The sequence below is a fragment of the Brevundimonas sp. TSRC1-1 genome (assembly GCF_049898245.1).
Lineage (GTDB): Bacteria > Pseudomonadota > Alphaproteobacteria > Caulobacterales > Caulobacteraceae > Brevundimonas > Brevundimonas mediterranea_A.
The window spans coordinates 385,368-401,754 of the sequence record NZ_JAFCXI010000003.1 but is presented as its reverse complement, the minus strand read 5'-3'; the positions used below and the strand labels follow the sequence as shown (position 1 = coordinate 401,754).

Sequence of the window (16,387 nt, the reverse complement as noted above, 5' to 3'; positions counted from 1 at the left end):
CGGGTAAACGGCGTTATAAATCAGGCGCGGATGACGACGGGGCGACGCAGGAAGGCGGGGATGTCGTCGCCGAAACCCTTGACGCCCGAACGTTCGCGTTCTTCCGGACGACGCTCGCCGCGACGGTCCGACTGACGGAGCTGAGGCTCGCGGTCCGTGCGAGCGGCGCGGGCTTCTTCCGAGGGAGCGGGCTCAGCCTCGATCCGGGATTCGATCCGGGGTTCGATCTTCGCTTCGGGCCGGGGTTCAGACCGGGCGCGGCTGCGGCCGCGGCCCGCGGGCTTCTCAACGACAGGAGCCATCTCGGTTTCGACGACGGTCTCGACGGAAACCTCGGGCTTGGCCTTGCGGCGGCTTCGCGAGCGCGTCGGCGCCTCGGCGGCGTCCGTCTCGGCCAGAGCGACGGCGGGCGCGGGGGCCTGGGCCGGTTCGGCGGCGCGTGAACGGCCGCGACCGCCCGAGCGGGTCTCGTTCGACCGGGACGAACGCTTGTCGTCACGCCCGCCGTCCTTGATCGCGTCGAAGTCGATGTCGTCGAGGACCAGCTCCTGCGGATCCATCTTGATCAGCTTCAGCACCTTATCCAGCGACTTGTCGTCGGCCGGGGTCACGATCATGAAGGCCTGACCCAGCTTGCCCGCGCGACCGGTGCGGCCGATGCGGTGGACATAGTCGTCGGCGTGGTGCGAGACGTCGTAGTTGAAGACGTGGCTGACGTCCGGGATGTCCAGGCCGCGTGCGGCGACGTCGGAGGCCACCAGGATCTTCAGCGCGCCCGAGCGGAAGTCCGCCAGGGTCTTGGTGCGGTGCGACTGGTCCAGGTCGCCGTGGATGGCGGCGGCGTCGAACCCGTGGGTCTTCAGCGACTTGGCGACGATATCGACTTCAGACTTGCGGTTGCAGAAGACGATGCCGTTGCGCACGTCGGTGCGGCTCATCAGGGCGCGCAGGGCGGCGCGCTTGGCCTTGGGGTCCGAGGTCGGGATGCGGACGATATATTGGGTGATGGTGTCGGCCGTCATGGCCGGACGCGAGGCCTCGATCCGGGTCGGATCCTTGAGGAAGGCGGCGGTCAGACGTGTGATCTCGGGCGGCATGGTGGCCGAGAAGAACAGGGTCTGGCGACGCGGCGGCGTCAGTTTGAAGATGCGCTCGATGTCGGGGATGAAGCCCATGTCCAGCATGCGGTCGGCTTCGTCCACCACCATGATCTCGACGCCCGTCAGCAGCATCTTGCCGCGTTCGAACAGGTCCAGCAGGCGGCCCGGGGTGGCGATCAGGACGTCGACGCCCTTGTTCAGCGCCGCCACCTGGTCGCCCATGGAGACGCCGCCGATCAGCAGCACCCAGGTCAGTTTGGTGCCCTTGGCGTATTTGGCGAAGCTCTCGGCGACCTGGTCGGCCAGTTCGCGGGTCGGGGCCAGGACGATGGCGCGCGGCATGCGGGCGCGGGCTCGGCCCGACGCCAGGCGTTCGACCAGGGGCAGGGTGAAGGCGGCGGTCTTGCCGGTGCCGGTCTGGGCGATGCCCAGGACGTCGCGGCCGGCCAGGGCCACAGGGATCGCCTGTTCCTGAATCGGAGTGGCGGTCGTGTAGCCGGTGTCGGCGACGGCCTGCAGGGTCGTGGGCGAGAGGCCCAGTTGGGAAAATTCGGTCATGAATCCTTGGGAGAGAAAGCGTCTGCGTGCGTAACAGCAACGGAACCGCCCCTCTTTGGGCGAGCGGGCGGCGCGTATCGCAGACCTGTCCCGAGGCTGGACGCGATATAGAAGTCCCCTCGCAAAAGTCAACTATTATCGATATTCCGCCGTCGCCACGCGATGGAGGATGCGACCCCGGCGTCGGCCGAGGTCGCATCTTTTCCAGGGGCTGAGCCGTCAGCCGATGGCCGGAGCCGTGGCGGGGGCGCGCTTGCGGGTCAGAAAGAGGACCAGAACCAGACCCAGGGCCGCAGAGGCGGCGCCGGCCAGGGCGACCGCCGGATAGCCCAGCCCCCCGGCGATCACCGCCCCGCCCACGGCCGCGCCGACGGCGTTGCCCAGATTGAACGCGCCGATATTGACCGACGAGGCCAGGTTGGGCGCATCCGAGGCGGCGGCCATCACCCGCACCTGCAGCGGCGGCACCAGGGCGAAGCTGGCCACGCCCCAGATGAAGATCACGAACGGGGCGGGAACGGCGAACGGCATGGTGAAGGCGAACAGAACCAGGATGGCCGTCAGAGACGCCAGGGTGATGATCAGGGTGCGATCCACCGACCGGTCGGCGAACTTGCCGCCCAGCCAGTTCCCGACCGTCAGGCCCAGGCCGTAGACGACCAGCATGGCGGTGACGAAGCCGATGGAGGCGTGGGCCTCTTCATGCAGGATCGGGGCGATATAGGTGAAGACGGTGAACATGGCGCTGGAGCCGATCACGGTCAGGGCCAGGGCCGACAGAACGGGGCCGCGACCCAGGACGCGCACCTCCGCCAGGGCGTCGCCGCCGGCCGGCGCCGGCAGTTTGGGCAGGGTCAGGCGCAGGGCGGCCATGACGATCAGGCCGATGCCGGCGATGGCCCAGAAGGAGGCGCGCCAGCCCAGGACGTCGCCTGCCCAGGCCGCCAGCGGCACGCCGACGACGGTGGCGATGGTCAGGCCCATGAACATGGCCGCGACCGCGCCGGCCTGACGGTTGGGCGGCACCAGGCTGGCGGCCACGATGGAGCCGACGCCGAAAAAGGCGCCGTGGTTCAGCGAGGTGACGACCCGCGCGACCAGCAGCATGGCGTAGTCGGTCGAGACGGCCGCCATCAGATTGCCCAGGGTGAAGACGGCGGCCAGGCCGATCAGCAGGGCGCGGCGCGGCACGCGACCCGTGGTCAGGGTCATCAGGGGCGCGCCCAGCATGACGCCCAGCGCATAGGCGCTGATCAACAGACCGGCCGTGGGAATGGAGACGCCCAGGTCCGTGGCGATGACCGGCAGCAGGCCCATCGGGGCGAACTCGGTCACGCCGATGCCGAAGGCCCCGGCCGCGAGGGCGAGGAGGGGAGGATTGAGTTTCATGGGGGAGGAGACCTTTGGGAGGTTCAGACCAGCGGCGGGTTCAGGCGGGCGAATCCTTCCTGCTGGCGACAGGGGCTGTGGGGATAGGACGGCAGGACGGCGCTGGCGGCGTCGAGCGCCGCGAATGCGCCCGTGCCGAAGCTGAGGACGGGAACCCGCAGGCCCGATGATCCAAGTTGGCGATAGTCCATGACTGTCCCTCGTCTGTGTTCGGACGCACAGATGGACGCCGCGCCGCAGCGGCGGTAGGCAGGCGGGAGGCCAAGGATTTTTGATCTGGACGCAAAGATGCAGATGAATGGCGCGGACCGGGCGCGGGAGATGGAGATCTTCGTCGCCGTGACTAAAAGCGGCAGTTTCTCCGCCGCCGGGCGGGTCCTGGGCCTGACCCCGTCGGCGGTCAGCCGGACTATCGACCGGATCGAGGCGCGGCTGGGGGTGCGGCTGATGCTGCGCACGACGCGCGTCCTGACCCTGACGGCCGAGGGCCAGACCTATCTGGGCGCGGCGCGTCGCATCCTCGCCGACCTGGACGACGCCGAACAGGGCATCGCCGATCAGGGGGCGCCGCGCGGGCGGGTGCGGGTCAGCGCCTCACTGGCCCACGGACGCCAGCATGTGGTGCCTCTGCTCGGGGATTTCGTGCGTCGCTATCCGCACATCCTGATCGACATCAACCTGACCGATGTCGTGGTCGATGTGGCGGCGGGACAGGCGGATGTGGCGATCCGGTTCGGGCCGCTGGCCGACAGTCCGCTGACGGCGCGGCGTCTGGGCGACACGGGGCGGACCATCGTCGCCTCGCCCGACTATCTGGCCCGACGCGGGACGCCGACGGTTCCGGAAGACCTGCACGACCATGATTGCCTGAACTTCAACTTCCGCCGCGCCGAGCCCGTCTGGCCGTTTCGCCGGGACGGCCGCGACTACGCCCTGACGGTGCGGGGGCCGATCGAGGCGAACAACGGCGAGACCCTGACTCAGCTGGCGGTGGCCGGGGTCGGGGTGACGCGGGTCGGGAATTTCAGCGTGGCCGACGCCATCGACGCGGGGCGGCTGGTTCCCTTGCTGGAGGACTTCAATCCGGGCGACCGGGAGCCGATCCATGCGGTCTTCGTCGGCGGCGCCAATATGCCGGCGCGCGTGCGGGTGTTCGTGGATTTTCTGGCGGAACGGCTGCGCTGAAACGAAAATCGCCGGACGGGGCGAACCGTCCGGCGACTTCAGTCTGGTCTGTGAGCCGTGATCAGCGCTTGCCGAAGATCATGTCGCCGAGCTTGGCGAAGAAGCCCTTTTCCTCAGCCTTGGGCGCAGGCGCGGCCGCCGGCGCGGGCTTGGGCGTTTCGACCGGCTTGGGCGTCGGCGCGGGAGCCGGTGCGGCGGCGGCGGGCTTGGGAGCCGGAGCGGCGACGGGTTCAGCCGGCTTGGACGCAGCGGCCGGAGCCTTGGGCGTCGGCGCCTTGGCTGCGACAGGCTTGGCCGTGGCGGGCTTGGGCGCAGACGTCTTCGGCGCGGCCTTGGCGGCGGTCTTCGTCGTCGCCTTGGGCGCGGCGGCCTTCACGGGGGCAGACTTGGAAGCGGCGGGTGCGGCCGGCTTGGCGGTCGGCTTGGCGGCCGGGGCGGCCTTGGGCTTGGCCGGCGACGTCTTGGCGACAGCGGCCTTGGGCGCGGTCGTCTTGGCGGGTGTTTTTGCAGCGGCCGGTTTGGCGGTGGCGGTCTTCACGGCGGCGGGCTTGGCGGCCTTGGGCGTGACGGTTTTCTCGGCGACGGCCTTCGCGGCGCTCGACTTCGGCGCAGCTTTAGGCTTGGAAGCGGCGGTCGCCGGCTTCGGCGACGCAGTTTTAGACGTAGACGGTGACTTGGCCATGTATTCCCCGACCCCTCGGTTCGTTAAAAAGCCCGGCGGCGTCGGGAAGACGAAGCGCCGGATCGCAATGATTCGTCATCTTAGCGGTGTTTGAAAAATGTCCGAGTCTGCAGTTCAGATAATCGCACGGGGTCCGCGCGAAAACGCAGAGGCCGCCGCCGCCGCCATCGACGCCGATCCCACGCTTGAGGGCGCGACCTATTCCATCCTGGAAGAGGACGAGGATCGCAACATCTGGCGCATCGACGCCTTCCCGACCACGGCCGAGGAGGTCGAGGGGCTGAAGGCGACCCTGGCCGACTATCCGGTCACTGTCACGGTCGAGAAGCTGGCCGACGCCGACTGGCTGGCCATGTCCTTGTCGGGCTTGCCGCCGGTGCGCGCCGGGCGCTTCTTCGTCTATGGGGCGCATGACGAGGGACGGGTGCCGCCCAACGCCGTCAATCTGAAGATCGACGCCGGCGCCGCCTTCGGCACCGGCCACCACGGCACGACGGTCGGCTGTCTGGAGGCCTTCGACGACCTGCTGAAGCGCGAGCGGTTCGAGCGGGTGCTGGACGTCGGCTGCGGCACGGGCGTCCTGGCCATCGCGGCGGCGCGGACCGGCAGTCGGATCGCGGTCGGCACCGACATCGACGCCCCCTCGGTGCGGATCGCCAACGAGAACGCCGCCTTGAACCAGGCCCACGCCAGCTTCGTCCACGCCTCGGGCCTGAACGATCAGCGGGTGCGCCGTCATGGGCCCTATGATCTGGTCTTCGCCAATATCCTGGCCCCGCCGCTGGTGGCCCTGTCGCAGGACATCAAGATGGCCTTGAGCCTGGGCGGGGTCGCCATCCTGTCGGGCCTGTTGCGGACCCAGGAGCGCCGGGTGACGGCGGCCTATACCTCGCGCGGATTCCGGCTGGAGAAGCGCATCCATCACGACGCCTGGAGCGCCCTGGTGCTGCGGCGGATGGGCTGAGGAACGAGAGACGAGACGATGCGCCAGACCTTTGATGAGACCACCGATCCGTCCTTCGGGGCGAAGCACCTGCCGCTGCTGCGCGCCCGAATGGCGGAGCAGGGGCTGGACGGCTTCCTGATCCCGCACGAGGACGAGCATCAGAACGAATATCTGCCGGACGCCAACGAGCGGCTGGCCTGGGCCACCGGCTTCACCGGCTCGGCCGGGGCGGCGGTGGTGTTTCAGGATCGGGCCAGCATGTTCACCGACGGCCGCTATACGGTCCAGGTCAAGGCCCAGACCGATCCGGCCCTGTTCGAACGGCGTGATCTGAACGACGTCGCCGTCTATCTGGAGACGGCGAGCGCGGGTCAGGTGATCGGCTATGATCCAAAGTTGCACAGCCCGGACGCCCTGGTCGCCCTGAAGCGGGCGGCGCAGAAGGCCGGGGCCGAGTTGAAGCCGGTCGAGGTCAATCCGCTGGATCAGGCGTGGGGCGCGGATCGTCCGGCCCAGCCGACCGCCCCGGTGGTTCCTCACGAGGACGTCTATTCCGGCGAAAGCCATGCGGCGAAGCGGGCGCGGATCGGTCAGGCCGTGGCCGACGCCGGCGCCGAGGCCGTGGTGCTGACCGCGCCCATGTCGATCGCCTGGCTGTTCAATGTACGCGGCGGCGACGTGATCCGTTCGCCCCTGCCGATCGGCCAGGCCGTGCTGGAGGCCGACGGCAAGGCGCGGCTGTTCCTGGACGGGGCCAAGGTGACGAATGAACTGCCGGCCTGGCTGGGCGACGACGTCCAGCTGGAGGCGCCCGAACGGCTGGCCGAGGCGCTGGACGGTCTGGCGGGCAAGAAGGTCATGATCGATCCGGCCCTGTCGTCCGCCTGGTATTTCGACCGGCTGGAGCAGGCGGGAGCGACGGTGGTGCGGGCGGCGGACCCCTGCGCCCTGCCGCGCGCGACCAAGAATGCGGTCGAGATCGAGGGCAGCCGCCGGGCCCATATCCGCGACGGCGCGGCCCTGGCGAACTTCCTGCACTGGGTCGATACGACGGCGCAGCAGACCCTGCCGGACGAGCGCGAGGTGGTGGAGACGCTGGAGCGGTTCCGCGAGGCGACCGGGGGGCTGAAGGACCTGAGCTTCGACACCATCGCCGGCGCCGGGCCGAACGGCGCCCTGCCGCATTACAAGCCGGTGGGCGCCACGATCCGCAAGATCGAGAAGGGCTCCCTGCTGCTGGTGGACGGCGGCGGCCAGTATCTGGACGGGACGACCGATGTGACCCGCACCATGGCGGTGGGCGAGCCGACGGCGGACCAGCGTCACAAGTTCACCCTGGTGCTGAAATCCCATATCGCCATGGCGACCATCCGCTTCCCGGCGGGGACCAGCGGCATGGCTCTGGACGCCATCGCCCGCGCGCCGATGTGGGCGGCGGGCCTGGATTACGATCACGGCACCGGCCACGGCGTCGGCTCCTATCTGGGGGTTCACGAGGGGCCGCAGCGGATCGCCAAATGGGGCACCAGCCAGCCGCTGCTGGAGGGGATGATCCTGTCCAATGAGCCCGGCTATTACCGCGAGGGCCACTGGGGCATCCGCATCGAGACCCTGCAGGTGGTGACGCCGGCCGTGGTTCCCGAGGGCGGCGAGCGGCCGATGCACGGGTTCGAACAGCTGACCTTTGCGCCCATCGATCGCAAGCTGATCGCGGTGGATCTGCTGACCCCGCCCGAACGGGCTTACGTCGACGCCTATCACGCCGAGACCCTGGCCAAGGTCGGGCCCCTGGTCGGGGCCGAGGTGCGGGCCTGGCTGGAGCAGGCCTGCGCGCCGCTGTGACCATGCTCGCCGCCATAGCCCTTCTGATGACCTGCCAGTTGATGGGCGAGGTGATCCACAGGGTGACGGGTCTGCCGCTTCCGGGGTCCGTTATCGGTCTGGTTCTGCTGCTGGGCTGGCTGGCGCTGGTCCCGCGCGAGCGGCCCACTCTGAAGGCGGTGACGGCGTGGCTGACGGCGCACCTGTCGATCATGTTCGTGCCAGCGGCGGTCGGACTGATTGACGAGGGCGAGCCCTTGTCCCGCTACGGGATCGGTATTCTGGCGGCCACTGCGGTTTCAACGCTTCTGACGATGGTGGTGACCGCGCTGGTGTTCCGGTGGGCGGTCGCGCGGTTTGGGCCTGAAGACGCAGGGGACAAAGAGGGCGGGGAGGCGATGTCGTGAACGCCTTGATGACGACGCCGCTGTTCTGGCTGGCGGTTACGCTGGTGGTGTTCGAGGGCGCCGACCAGTTGTCGCGTCGCAGCGAAAGGCATCCGCTCTGCCATCCGGTTCTACTGGCGACGCCGGTTCTGATCGGTCTGTTGCTGATCACCCGCACCGGCTACGCCACCTACAGGAGCGCGACTGAGGCGCTGAGCTTCCTGCTGGGACCGGCGGTCGTGGGCCTGGCGGTTCCGGTTTGGGCGCAGCGGGCGCTGATCCGGCGGCTGGCTGTTCCGATCAGCCTGGCGCTGGCGGCGGGAGCGACGACGGCGGTGGTCAGCGCGGTGGGTGTTCTGACCTTGTTCGGCGCGCCGCGTGAAATCCTGGCGTCGATCGCGCCGCGGGCGACGACGACCCCGGTGGCGATGGCCGTCGCCCAGCAACTGGGCGGGGTTCCGGCCTTGGCGGCGGTCATTGTGCTGATCGCCGGGGTGATCGGAGCCATGACGGCGACTCCCTTGTTCAATGCTCTGAAGATCCGGGATTTCCGCGCACGCGGTCTGGCGATCGGGGTCTCGGCCCACGGATTTGGCGCAGCGCGCGCGTTTCAGGTCGATGCGACGGCGGGCGCGTTCGCCAGCCTGGGCATGGCCTTGAACGCCGTGGCGACAGCTACGCTCCTGTCGGTTCTGGCCCTGCTGCTATAGCCCCTGAGCCGGGGCGATTGCGGATACGTCCCACCGGGCAGGGCAGTTCCGCCAGCGCCGCCTTGGTCGCCTCGTATCCCGCAGCGACCGGTTCGTCATAGGCTTTCCAGTCGCGGATGTCGGTTCCGCCGATCTTGGGCAGGATCAGGACGTCGGCGGCGGCGCGCGACTGATCCATCTCCGCGTCGGTGGTGATGGTCGCCGAGCGCATCAGGATGGAGACGATGGGCGGGCCGGCCTTCCAGGCGCCCGACAGCACCCATTTCCACCAGGAGGGCGGATTTTCCAGTGCGGCCGGATCGACGCCGCGGGTCTGGGACATGTCCACGCCGATGATGGGGCCGCTGTTCAGCTGGCGCATCACGCTGGTGGGGAAATTCTTCAGCACCGCTCCGTCCACCAGCACCTGGCCGTCCATGACCACGGGCGGCAGGACGCCGGGAATGGCGATGGAGGCGCGCATGGCCCGGCGCATCAGGCCGGTGCGATGGACCTCGATCCGACCCGAGGTCAGGTTGGACGAAACGGCGAAGAAGGGCAGGGCCAGATCGGCCAGATCTATGTCGCCATAGGCCCGCTCCAGCAGGCCCGCCACCTTGCGGGCGCGGGACATGGCGATGATGGGAAAGGCCAGGTCGGACAGGGGGTCGGACTCGACGAAGGCGCGGCGGATCTCGTAGTCCAGCCGTTCGAACGACCAGCCCAGAGCGGGGCCGGCGGCCACGACCGCCCCCATGGAGGCGCCGCCCACGAAGTCGATGGGCACCCTGGCCTCTTCCAGCGCCTTGATCGCCCCCATGTGGCAATAGGCCCGTGCGCCGCCCCCTGAAAGAACCAGACCCACGGCCGTGCCGGTGATGACGCGAGCCATCCGCTCGGTGTCGGCCGCCACGCCCGAGACGCAGTGGAACCAGCGGTCGGGCTGGAGCACGTTCAGCCAGACCCGGGTGTTGGCCGGCTGGTTCATGCGTGGATCGCGCAGCAGGATCAGGTCGGTAAGACGCCGGCCGTCGCCGAAGCCCATCCGGCGGGGCAGGTCGGCGGGCGGCGCCAAGAGGCCGCTGCCGACGATGAACAGCCGGTCCACCTGGCGGGCGCACAGTTCGGCCCAGGCCGGCTGGCCCTGTTCGGCGACATAGAGGACATAGTCGTGGCCGTCCTCGACCCGGCTGAACCATTCGGCGGCCGAGGTCAGGGCCGACTGGTCGATGACCCGGCAGGTGAAGCCCATGGCCTGGATCGCGGCGGCGATCCGTTCGACGAAGGCGCGGATCGGACGGGGGCGGGCCGAGACAAAGCCGAAGACGCTGGGTTCGGCCGCGCCGCCCGCCCGCTCGCGGGCGCGGTGGATCATCAGCCGCGACAGTTCGACCATCAGGTCCGGCTCGGTCCGGGCGGCCTCGAAGAAGGCTTCGCGCGGCAGGGCCAGGATTTCGGTGTCGCGCAGGGCCACGACGTCGGCGGTGTGCGGCGTCCCCGCCAGCATGGCCATTTCACCGACCGGCTCGCCGGGACGCACGACGCCGAGCAGATGGACGGGCTGATCCGGTTCGCTGTGGAAGACGCCCAGACGGCCCGAACGGACCAGATACAGGGTGTCTGACGGATCCCCCGCCGTGAACAGCCGCTCGCCGCCGGTCAGGGCGAACCAACTGGCCCGATCGATCATCGGCCCCTCGAAGATGCGCGACAGGGCCGAGGCCAGGGTGTCGGAACGAAGCGGAGCCATGGGGGGATTGTCCGATCAGGCCGCCGGCTTCACGTCCAGAAGTTCGACCGAGAAGCGCAGGGTCGAGTTGGGCGGCAGTTCGTCGCCGCCGACCCAGCGGCCGCCGTAGCCGAGCGAGGCGGGGATGACGAACTCATAGATCTCGCCGACCCGCATCAGGGCGACGCCCTCGGTCCAGCCCTTGATGACGCGGTTCAGCGGGAACTCGGCCGGCGCGTTGCGGGCGTAGGAGCTGTCGAACTCGCGTCCGTCGATGAAGGTCCCGCGATAGTGGACCTTGACCGTGTCGGTCGCTGACGGCTGGGCGCCGTTCGGGTGGGCCTTGCCGACGCGACGGTACTGCAGGCCGCTTTCGGTCGTGGTCCAGCCGCGCCGGGCGCCGTTCCAGGCCAGATAGGCGGTGTTGCCCGCGTCCCAGGCCTGTTGCGGCGTCAGAGAGGCCTGGCCCTCCACCTCGGCGGCGGCGCGGGCGGCGGCCGAGGCGGTCTCGGCATAGGTGACGGGCTGGCCGCGCGAGGCGCAGGCGGCGAGCGAGAGGGCGGCGAGCAGGGGTAGGGCGATGCGGATCATACGGTGACGTCTACCAAGGCTGGTGCTACGCCGCCAGACACGTCTGTCGCCTCCAGGTGTGAGGCAGCGATGGGCAAAGGGGATGATACCTATGATGACCCAAATGGCCGAGCCGCCGGCACAGGTTGCCGATCAAGTGGTCGGTTTTCGTTCTGTGGAGGCGCTGGTTTCGAGCGAGCCATTGGCAGTGCTGATCCACGCGACCGCAGAGCGAAACTGGAAGCCAGTCGTTCAACAAGCACTGGCGTCCTGGACAACTATGGGGGTCGCGCCCGACTGCGTTGATACGACAGTAGACGCCGATAGCATCGTGGCTCAAACAGCCTTGGAGACCTTACCGATAAAGGTCTCGGCTGACGGCGAGCGGGTGGAGCAGGGCGAAGCCTTGATACGCACGACAACGCAGTGGTGCGGAGCGGAACGTCAGATCAATGTCCTCGTCTTTTTCCATGACGGACAGTGGCGTGGACTGAACCTGAGCGTTGGCGCCACCATGACCGGGCCGAGACTCTATTTGGATATCCTGCGGCAGGTGACGCCTCAGCTTATCCCCATGTTGAACGCCGATAGTTCGTCCTGCAAGGCCCGGTTTCCCCAAGCGGCAGGGCGTCTGACCGATACCGAGCTAACGTCTCTGACCGGCGATCCGCTGAATCCGACAACGTGGAGCGAGCGTTGGACCTGGACCGCCTGCGGCCATGATACGCCTGTGGACTTTGTGATGACCGTTCAGCCCGACGGCTCGACACGCTTTGAGATGAAGGTGGCGATTCAAAAATAGACGCGGTCGAAGGCGGGGAGGCGAAAGGGTCTTTATTTCGCCGTGGAAGCGAGTATATGTCCGCGTTCCGCAACACTCCTAAAGAGTCTGCGCGCAAGCGCCGAGGCCCGGTCCGTCGCCCTCCGACCGGAGCGAAGGCGCGGCTCCTTCCCCAGGGAGCCGGTACAATTCAGGCGTCCTGGCCCGGCAGCGGGCCGAGGGTGGACGCCGAAAACCTGGCTGCGGACGCTTAAAACGCGCGCCGTGGCTGCTGCATTTCACGCGCGACTTCCCCGGGTCGTGCGTCATGGGAAACACTGAATGACTGACGTCGCCCACGATCTCGCCATCAACGGTCAGATCGCTTCCGCCACTTCGTTCACCGGCAAGAAGCGCATCCGCAAATCCTTCGGGCGCATCCCCGAAGCGGTCGCGATGCCGAACCTGATCGAGGTCCAGCGCGCTTCCTACGAACAGTTCCTGCAACGCGAGGTCCGTCCGGGCCAGCGCAAGGAGCAGGGCATCGAGGCGGTCTTCAAGTCGGTGTTCCCGATCAAGGACTTCAACGAACGCGCCATCCTGGAATACGTCTCGTACGAGTTCGAGGATCCGAAGTACGACGTTGAAGAATGCATCCAGCGCGACATGACCTATGCCGCGCCGCTGAAGGTCAAGCTGCGCCTGATCGTGTTCGAGACCGACGAGGAAACGGGAGCCCGTTCGGTCAAGGACATCAAGGAGCAGGACGTCTACATGGGCGACATCCCGCTCATGACGGACAAGGGCACCTTCATCGTCAACGGCACCGAGCGCGTGATCGTCTCGCAGATGCACCGTTCGCCGGGCGTCTTCTTCGACCACGACAAGGGCAAGACGCACAGCTCGGGCAAGCTGCTGTTCGCCGCCCGCGTGATCCCGTACCGCGGTTCGTGGCTCGACTTCGAGTTCGACGCCAAGGACGTAGTCTACGTCCGCATCGACCGCCGCCGCAAGCTGCCGGCCACGACCTTCCTGATGGGTCTGGGCATGGACGGCGAAGAAATCCTGAAGACCTTCTACGAGACCGTGCCTTACGAGAAGCGCGGCGAGGGCTGGGTCACGCCGTACAAGGCCGAGCGCTGGCGCGGTGTGAAGCCGGAGTTCGATCTGGTCGACGCCGACACCGGCGAAGTGATCGCCCAGGCCGGCCAGAAGATCAGCGCCCGCGCCGCCAAGAAGCTGGGCGACACCACGACCTCGCTGTCGCTGGCCGCCGACGCCCTGGTCACCAAGTATCTGGCCAATGACGCCGTCAACTTCGAAACCGGCGAGATCTTCGCCGAGGCCGGCGACGAGCTGGACGCCCCGACCATCGAAGTGCTGGAGCAAAACGGCTTCACCACCATCGAGGTGCTGGACATCGACCACGTCACGGTCGGCGCCTACATGCGCAACACCCTGCGCATCGACAAGAACGACACCCGCGAGGACGCCCTGTTCGACGTCTATCGCGTGATGCGTCCGGGCGAGCCGCCCACCCCGGAAGCCGCCGACAACATGTTCAACTCGCTGTTCTTCGACAGCGAACGCTATGACCTGTCGGCCGTCGGTCGGGTCAAGATGAACATGCGCCTGGAGACCCCCGAGGTTTCCGACGAGATCCGCGTCCTGCGCAAGGACGACGTGCTGAAGGTGCTGCAGATCCTGGTCGGCCTGAAGGACGGCCGCGGCGAGATCGACGACATCGACAACCTGGGCAACCGCCGGGTCCGTTCGGTCGGCGAACTGCTGGAAAACCAGTACCGCGTCGGCCTGCTGCGGATGGAGCGCGCCATCAAGGAGCGCATGTCCTCGGTCGATATCGACACGGTCATGCCGCACGACCTGATCAACGCCAAGCCGGCCGCCGCTGCGGTTCGCGAGTTCTTCGGTTCGTCGCAGCTGTCGCAGTTCATGGACCAGACGAACCCGCTGTCGGAAATCACCCACAAGCGTCGCCTTTCGGCGCTTGGCCCGGGCGGTCTGACGCGCGAGCGCGCGGGCTTCGAAGTCCGCGACGTTCACCCGACCCACTACGGCCGCATCTGCCCGATCGAAACGCCGGAAGGCCCGAACATCGGCCTGATCAACTCGCTGGCCACCCACGCGCGCGTCAACAAGTACGGCTTCATCGAGAGCCCGTACCGTCGCGTGAAGGACGGCGTGGCCCAGAACGAGGTGGTCTACATCTCGGCCATGGAAGAGTCGAAATACACGATCGCCCAGGCCAACATCGAACTGAAGAACGGCAGCATCGTCGAGGACCTGGTCCCCGGCCGGATCAACGGCGAATCCCAGCTGCTGAACCGCGACGCCGTGGACATGATGGACGTGTCGCCGAAGCAGGTCGTTTCGGTCGCCGCCGCCCTGATCCCCTTCCTGGAAAACGATGACGCCAACCGCGCACTGATGGGCGCGAACATGCAACGTCAGGCCGTGCCTTTGGTGCAGTCGGACGCGCCGCTGGTCGGCACCGGCATGGAAGCGGTCGTGGCCGTGGACTCCGGCGCCGTCGTGGTCGCCCGTCGTGAAGGCGTCGTCGAACAGATCGACGGCACCCGGATCGTCGTGCGCGCCACCGGCGACGTGGACGCCGCCCGTTCGGGCGTCGACATCTATCGCCTGTCGAAGTTCCAGCGTTCCAACCAGTCGACCTGCATCAACCAGCGCCCGATCGTGCGCGTGGGCGACCAGGTGAAGGCCGGCGACGTCATCGCCGACGGTCCGTCGACGGACCTGGGCGAACTGGCCCTGGGCCGCAACGCCCTCGTCGCCTTCATGCCGTGGAACGGCTACAACTTCGAAGACTCCATCCTGATCTCGGAGCGCATCGTGCGCGACGACGTCTTCACCTCCATCCACCTCGAGGAATTCGAAGTGATGGCGCGTGATACGAAGTTGGGCCCGGAGGAAATCACCCGCGACATCCCCAACGTCGGCGAGGAAGCCCTGCGCAACCTCGACGAAGCAGGCATCGTGGCCATCGGCGCCGAGGTCCAGCCGGGCGACATCCTGGTCGGCAAGGTGACGCCGAAGGGCGAAAGCCCGATGACCCCGGAAGAGAAGCTGCTGCGCGCCATCTTCGGCGAGAAGGCTTCGGACGTCCGTGACACCTCCCTGCGCCTGCCGCCCGGCGTCGCCGGCACGATCGTTGACGTTCGCGTCTTCAACCGTCACGGCGTGGACAAGGACGAGCGCGCCATGGCGATCGAACGCGCCGAGATCGAACGCTTGGGCAAGGACCGCGACGATGAGCTCAAGATCCTTGAGCGCAACGTCTATGGCCGCCTGAAGCCGCTGATCCTGGGCAAGAACGCCGTCTCGGGCCCGAAGGGCATCGGCCGCGGCGAACTGACCGAAGAGAAGCTGGCCGAGGTCAGCCGTGGTCTGTGGTGGCAGATCGCCCTGGACGACGAGAAGGCCATGGGCGAGCTGGAGGCGATGAAGCGCCAGTTCGAGGATGCGCGTAAGCAACTGGACCGTCGTTTCGAAGACAAGGTCGAGAAGCTGCAACGCGGCGACGAACTGCCCCCCGGCGTGATGAAGATGGTCAAGGTCTTCGTGGCCGTGAAGCGCAAGCTTCAGCCCGGCGACAAGATGGCCGGCCGTCACGGCAACAAGGGCGTCATCTCCAAGATCCTGCCGATCGAGGACATGCCGCACCTGGAAGACGGCACCCACGTGGACGTCGTTCTGAACCCGCTGGGCGTGCCTTCGCGCATGAACATCGGCCAGATCTTCGAAACCCACCTGGGTTGGGCCGCCGCCGGCCTGGGCAAGCAGATCTCCGGTCTGCTGGAAGCCTGGCAGCAGGGTGGTCAGAAGCAGGCCCTGATCGATCGTCTGACGCATATCTACGGCCCGGAAACCCCGCTGCCGCAGGATGAGGAAGAGCTGATCGAACTGGCGAAGAACCTGTCCAAGGGCGTGCCCTTCGCGACCCCGGTCTTCGACGGTGCGCACATCGGCGACATCGAACGCCTGCTGGAAGAAGCTGGTCTGAACAAGTCGGCCCAGTCGATCCTGTACGACGGTCAAACGGGTGAACAGTTCAAGCGTCCGGTCACGGTCGGCTACATCTACATGCTGAAGCTGCACCACCTGGTCGACGACAAGATCCACGCCCGTTCGATCGGCCCGTACTCGCTCGTCACCCAGCAGCCGCTGGGCGGCAAGGCGCAGTTCGGCGGTCAGCGCTTCGGGGAAATGGAGGTCTGGGCTCTGGAAGCCTACGGCGCCGCCTACACCCTGCAGGAGATGCTGACGGTGAAGTCCGACGACGTGGCCGGCCGGACCAAGGTCTACGAGGCCATCGTCCGCGGCGACGACAGCTTCGAGGCCGGCATTCCCGAGAGCTTCAACGTGCTCATCAAGGAAATGCGTTCGCTGGGTCTGAACGTGGAGCTGGAGAATTCGTGAGGCGTGACGCGTGAGTCGTGACTGGGCCGACGCCCGTCACGACTCACCAATCACCAATCACGGCGCTGTTCTCCCTCTGAATAATTTTCGCGGCTCTAGCCGCAGCAAGGAACC

Annotated in this window: 14 protein-coding genes; 8 read left to right on the top strand and 6 right to left on the bottom strand. The window is 67.5% G+C overall.

Annotated elements, in window-relative coordinates:
- Positions 1-20: 20 nt before the first annotated feature.
- The 3 genes from ACP7CK_RS11900 to ACP7CK_RS11890 all read right to left on the bottom strand — a co-directional run bounded on the left by ACP7CK_RS11900 (position 21) and on the right by ACP7CK_RS11890 (position 3,238).
- Positions 21-1,658 carry a DEAD/DEAH box helicase gene (locus tag ACP7CK_RS11900; RefSeq protein ID WP_292148262.1) on the bottom strand — a complete coding sequence of 546 codons (1,638 nt, stop codon included), beginning with the start codon at positions 1,656-1,658 and terminating at the stop codon, positions 21-23.
- 219 nt (positions 1,659-1,877) lie between these two features.
- Positions 1,878-3,047 carry an MFS transporter gene (locus tag ACP7CK_RS11895; RefSeq protein ID WP_426026110.1) on the bottom strand — a complete coding sequence of 390 codons (1,170 nt, stop codon included), beginning with the start codon at positions 3,045-3,047 and terminating at the stop codon, positions 1,878-1,880.
- A gap of 23 nt (positions 3,048-3,070) precedes the next feature.
- Positions 3,071-3,238 carry a hypothetical protein gene (locus ACP7CK_RS11890; protein ID WP_426026109.1) on the bottom strand — a complete coding sequence of 56 codons (168 nt, stop codon included), beginning with the start codon at positions 3,236-3,238 and terminating at the stop codon, positions 3,071-3,073.
- A gap of 97 nt (positions 3,239-3,335) precedes the next feature.
- Here ACP7CK_RS11890 and ACP7CK_RS11885 point away from each other — a divergent pair, with 97 nt between their 5' ends.
- On the top strand, positions 3,336-4,232 hold the full coding sequence (locus ACP7CK_RS11885) for a LysR family transcriptional regulator (protein ID WP_008261683.1): 897 nt from the start codon (positions 3,336-3,338) through the stop codon (positions 4,230-4,232).
- 61 nt (positions 4,233-4,293) lie between these two features.
- Here the strand turns inward: ACP7CK_RS11885 and ACP7CK_RS11880 are convergent, their stop codons facing one another.
- Positions 4,294-4,770, bottom strand: a complete 477-nt coding sequence (locus tag ACP7CK_RS11880) for a hypothetical protein (protein WP_426026108.1) — start codon at positions 4,768-4,770, stop codon at positions 4,294-4,296.
- A 10-nt stretch (positions 4,771-4,780) separates the two neighbouring features.
- Between ACP7CK_RS11880 and ACP7CK_RS11875 the strand changes: the two genes are divergently transcribed.
- From ACP7CK_RS11875 to ACP7CK_RS11855, 5 genes are read left to right on the top strand one after another with little or no spacing between them, the layout of a single operon-like run.
- Positions 4,781-5,008 carry a hypothetical protein gene (locus ACP7CK_RS11875; RefSeq protein ID WP_426026107.1) on the top strand — a complete coding sequence of 76 codons (228 nt, stop codon included), beginning with the start codon at positions 4,781-4,783 and terminating at the stop codon, positions 5,006-5,008.
- Between the two features lie 3 nt (positions 5,009-5,011).
- Complete coding sequence (locus ACP7CK_RS11870; protein ID WP_035310799.1) at positions 5,012-5,878, top strand: 50S ribosomal protein L11 methyltransferase; 867 nt, start codon at positions 5,012-5,014, stop codon at positions 5,876-5,878.
- Between the two features lie 18 nt (positions 5,879-5,896).
- Positions 5,897-7,702 (top strand): aminopeptidase P family protein, encoded by a 1,806-nt coding sequence (locus ACP7CK_RS11865; protein WP_426026106.1) that lies wholly within the window; start codon positions 5,897-5,899, stop codon positions 7,700-7,702.
- Between the two features lie 2 nt (positions 7,703-7,704).
- On the top strand, positions 7,705-8,088 hold the full coding sequence (locus ACP7CK_RS11860) for a CidA/LrgA family protein (protein ID WP_426026351.1): 384 nt from the start codon (positions 7,705-7,707) through the stop codon (positions 8,086-8,088).
- Entirely contained in the window at positions 8,085-8,777 is a 693-nt protein-coding gene (locus ACP7CK_RS11855) for an LrgB family protein (protein ID WP_008258778.1), read from the top strand. The genes ACP7CK_RS11860 and ACP7CK_RS11855 overlap by 4 nt, the downstream gene beginning before the upstream one ends.
- Here the strand turns inward: ACP7CK_RS11855 and ACP7CK_RS11850 are convergent.
- Both ACP7CK_RS11850 and ACP7CK_RS11845 read right to left on the bottom strand, forming a co-directional pair.
- Complete coding sequence (locus tag ACP7CK_RS11850) at positions 8,743-10,506, bottom strand: patatin-like phospholipase family protein (protein WP_426026105.1); 1,764 nt, start codon at positions 10,504-10,506, stop codon at positions 8,743-8,745. The genes ACP7CK_RS11855 and ACP7CK_RS11850 overlap by 35 nt on opposite strands.
- 15 nt (positions 10,507-10,521) lie before the next feature.
- On the bottom strand, positions 10,522-11,076 hold the full coding sequence (locus ACP7CK_RS11845) for an FKBP-type peptidyl-prolyl cis-trans isomerase (RefSeq protein WP_426026104.1): 555 nt from the start codon (positions 11,074-11,076) through the stop codon (positions 10,522-10,524).
- A gap of 91 nt (positions 11,077-11,167) precedes the next feature.
- On the opposite strand from ACP7CK_RS11845, the gene ACP7CK_RS11840 reads away from it, so the two are divergent.
- Both ACP7CK_RS11840 and rpoB read left to right on the top strand, forming a co-directional pair.
- Positions 11,168-11,857 carry a hypothetical protein gene (locus ACP7CK_RS11840; RefSeq protein WP_426026103.1) on the top strand — a complete coding sequence of 230 codons (690 nt, stop codon included), beginning with the start codon at positions 11,168-11,170 and terminating at the stop codon, positions 11,855-11,857.
- Positions 11,858-12,157: 300 nt separating this feature from the next.
- A complete protein-coding gene (gene rpoB / locus ACP7CK_RS11835; RefSeq protein WP_008260904.1) occupies positions 12,158-16,273 on the top strand; it encodes a DNA-directed RNA polymerase subunit beta in 4,116 nt (1,371 codons plus the stop codon).
- Positions 16,274-16,387 lie beyond the last annotated feature (114 nt).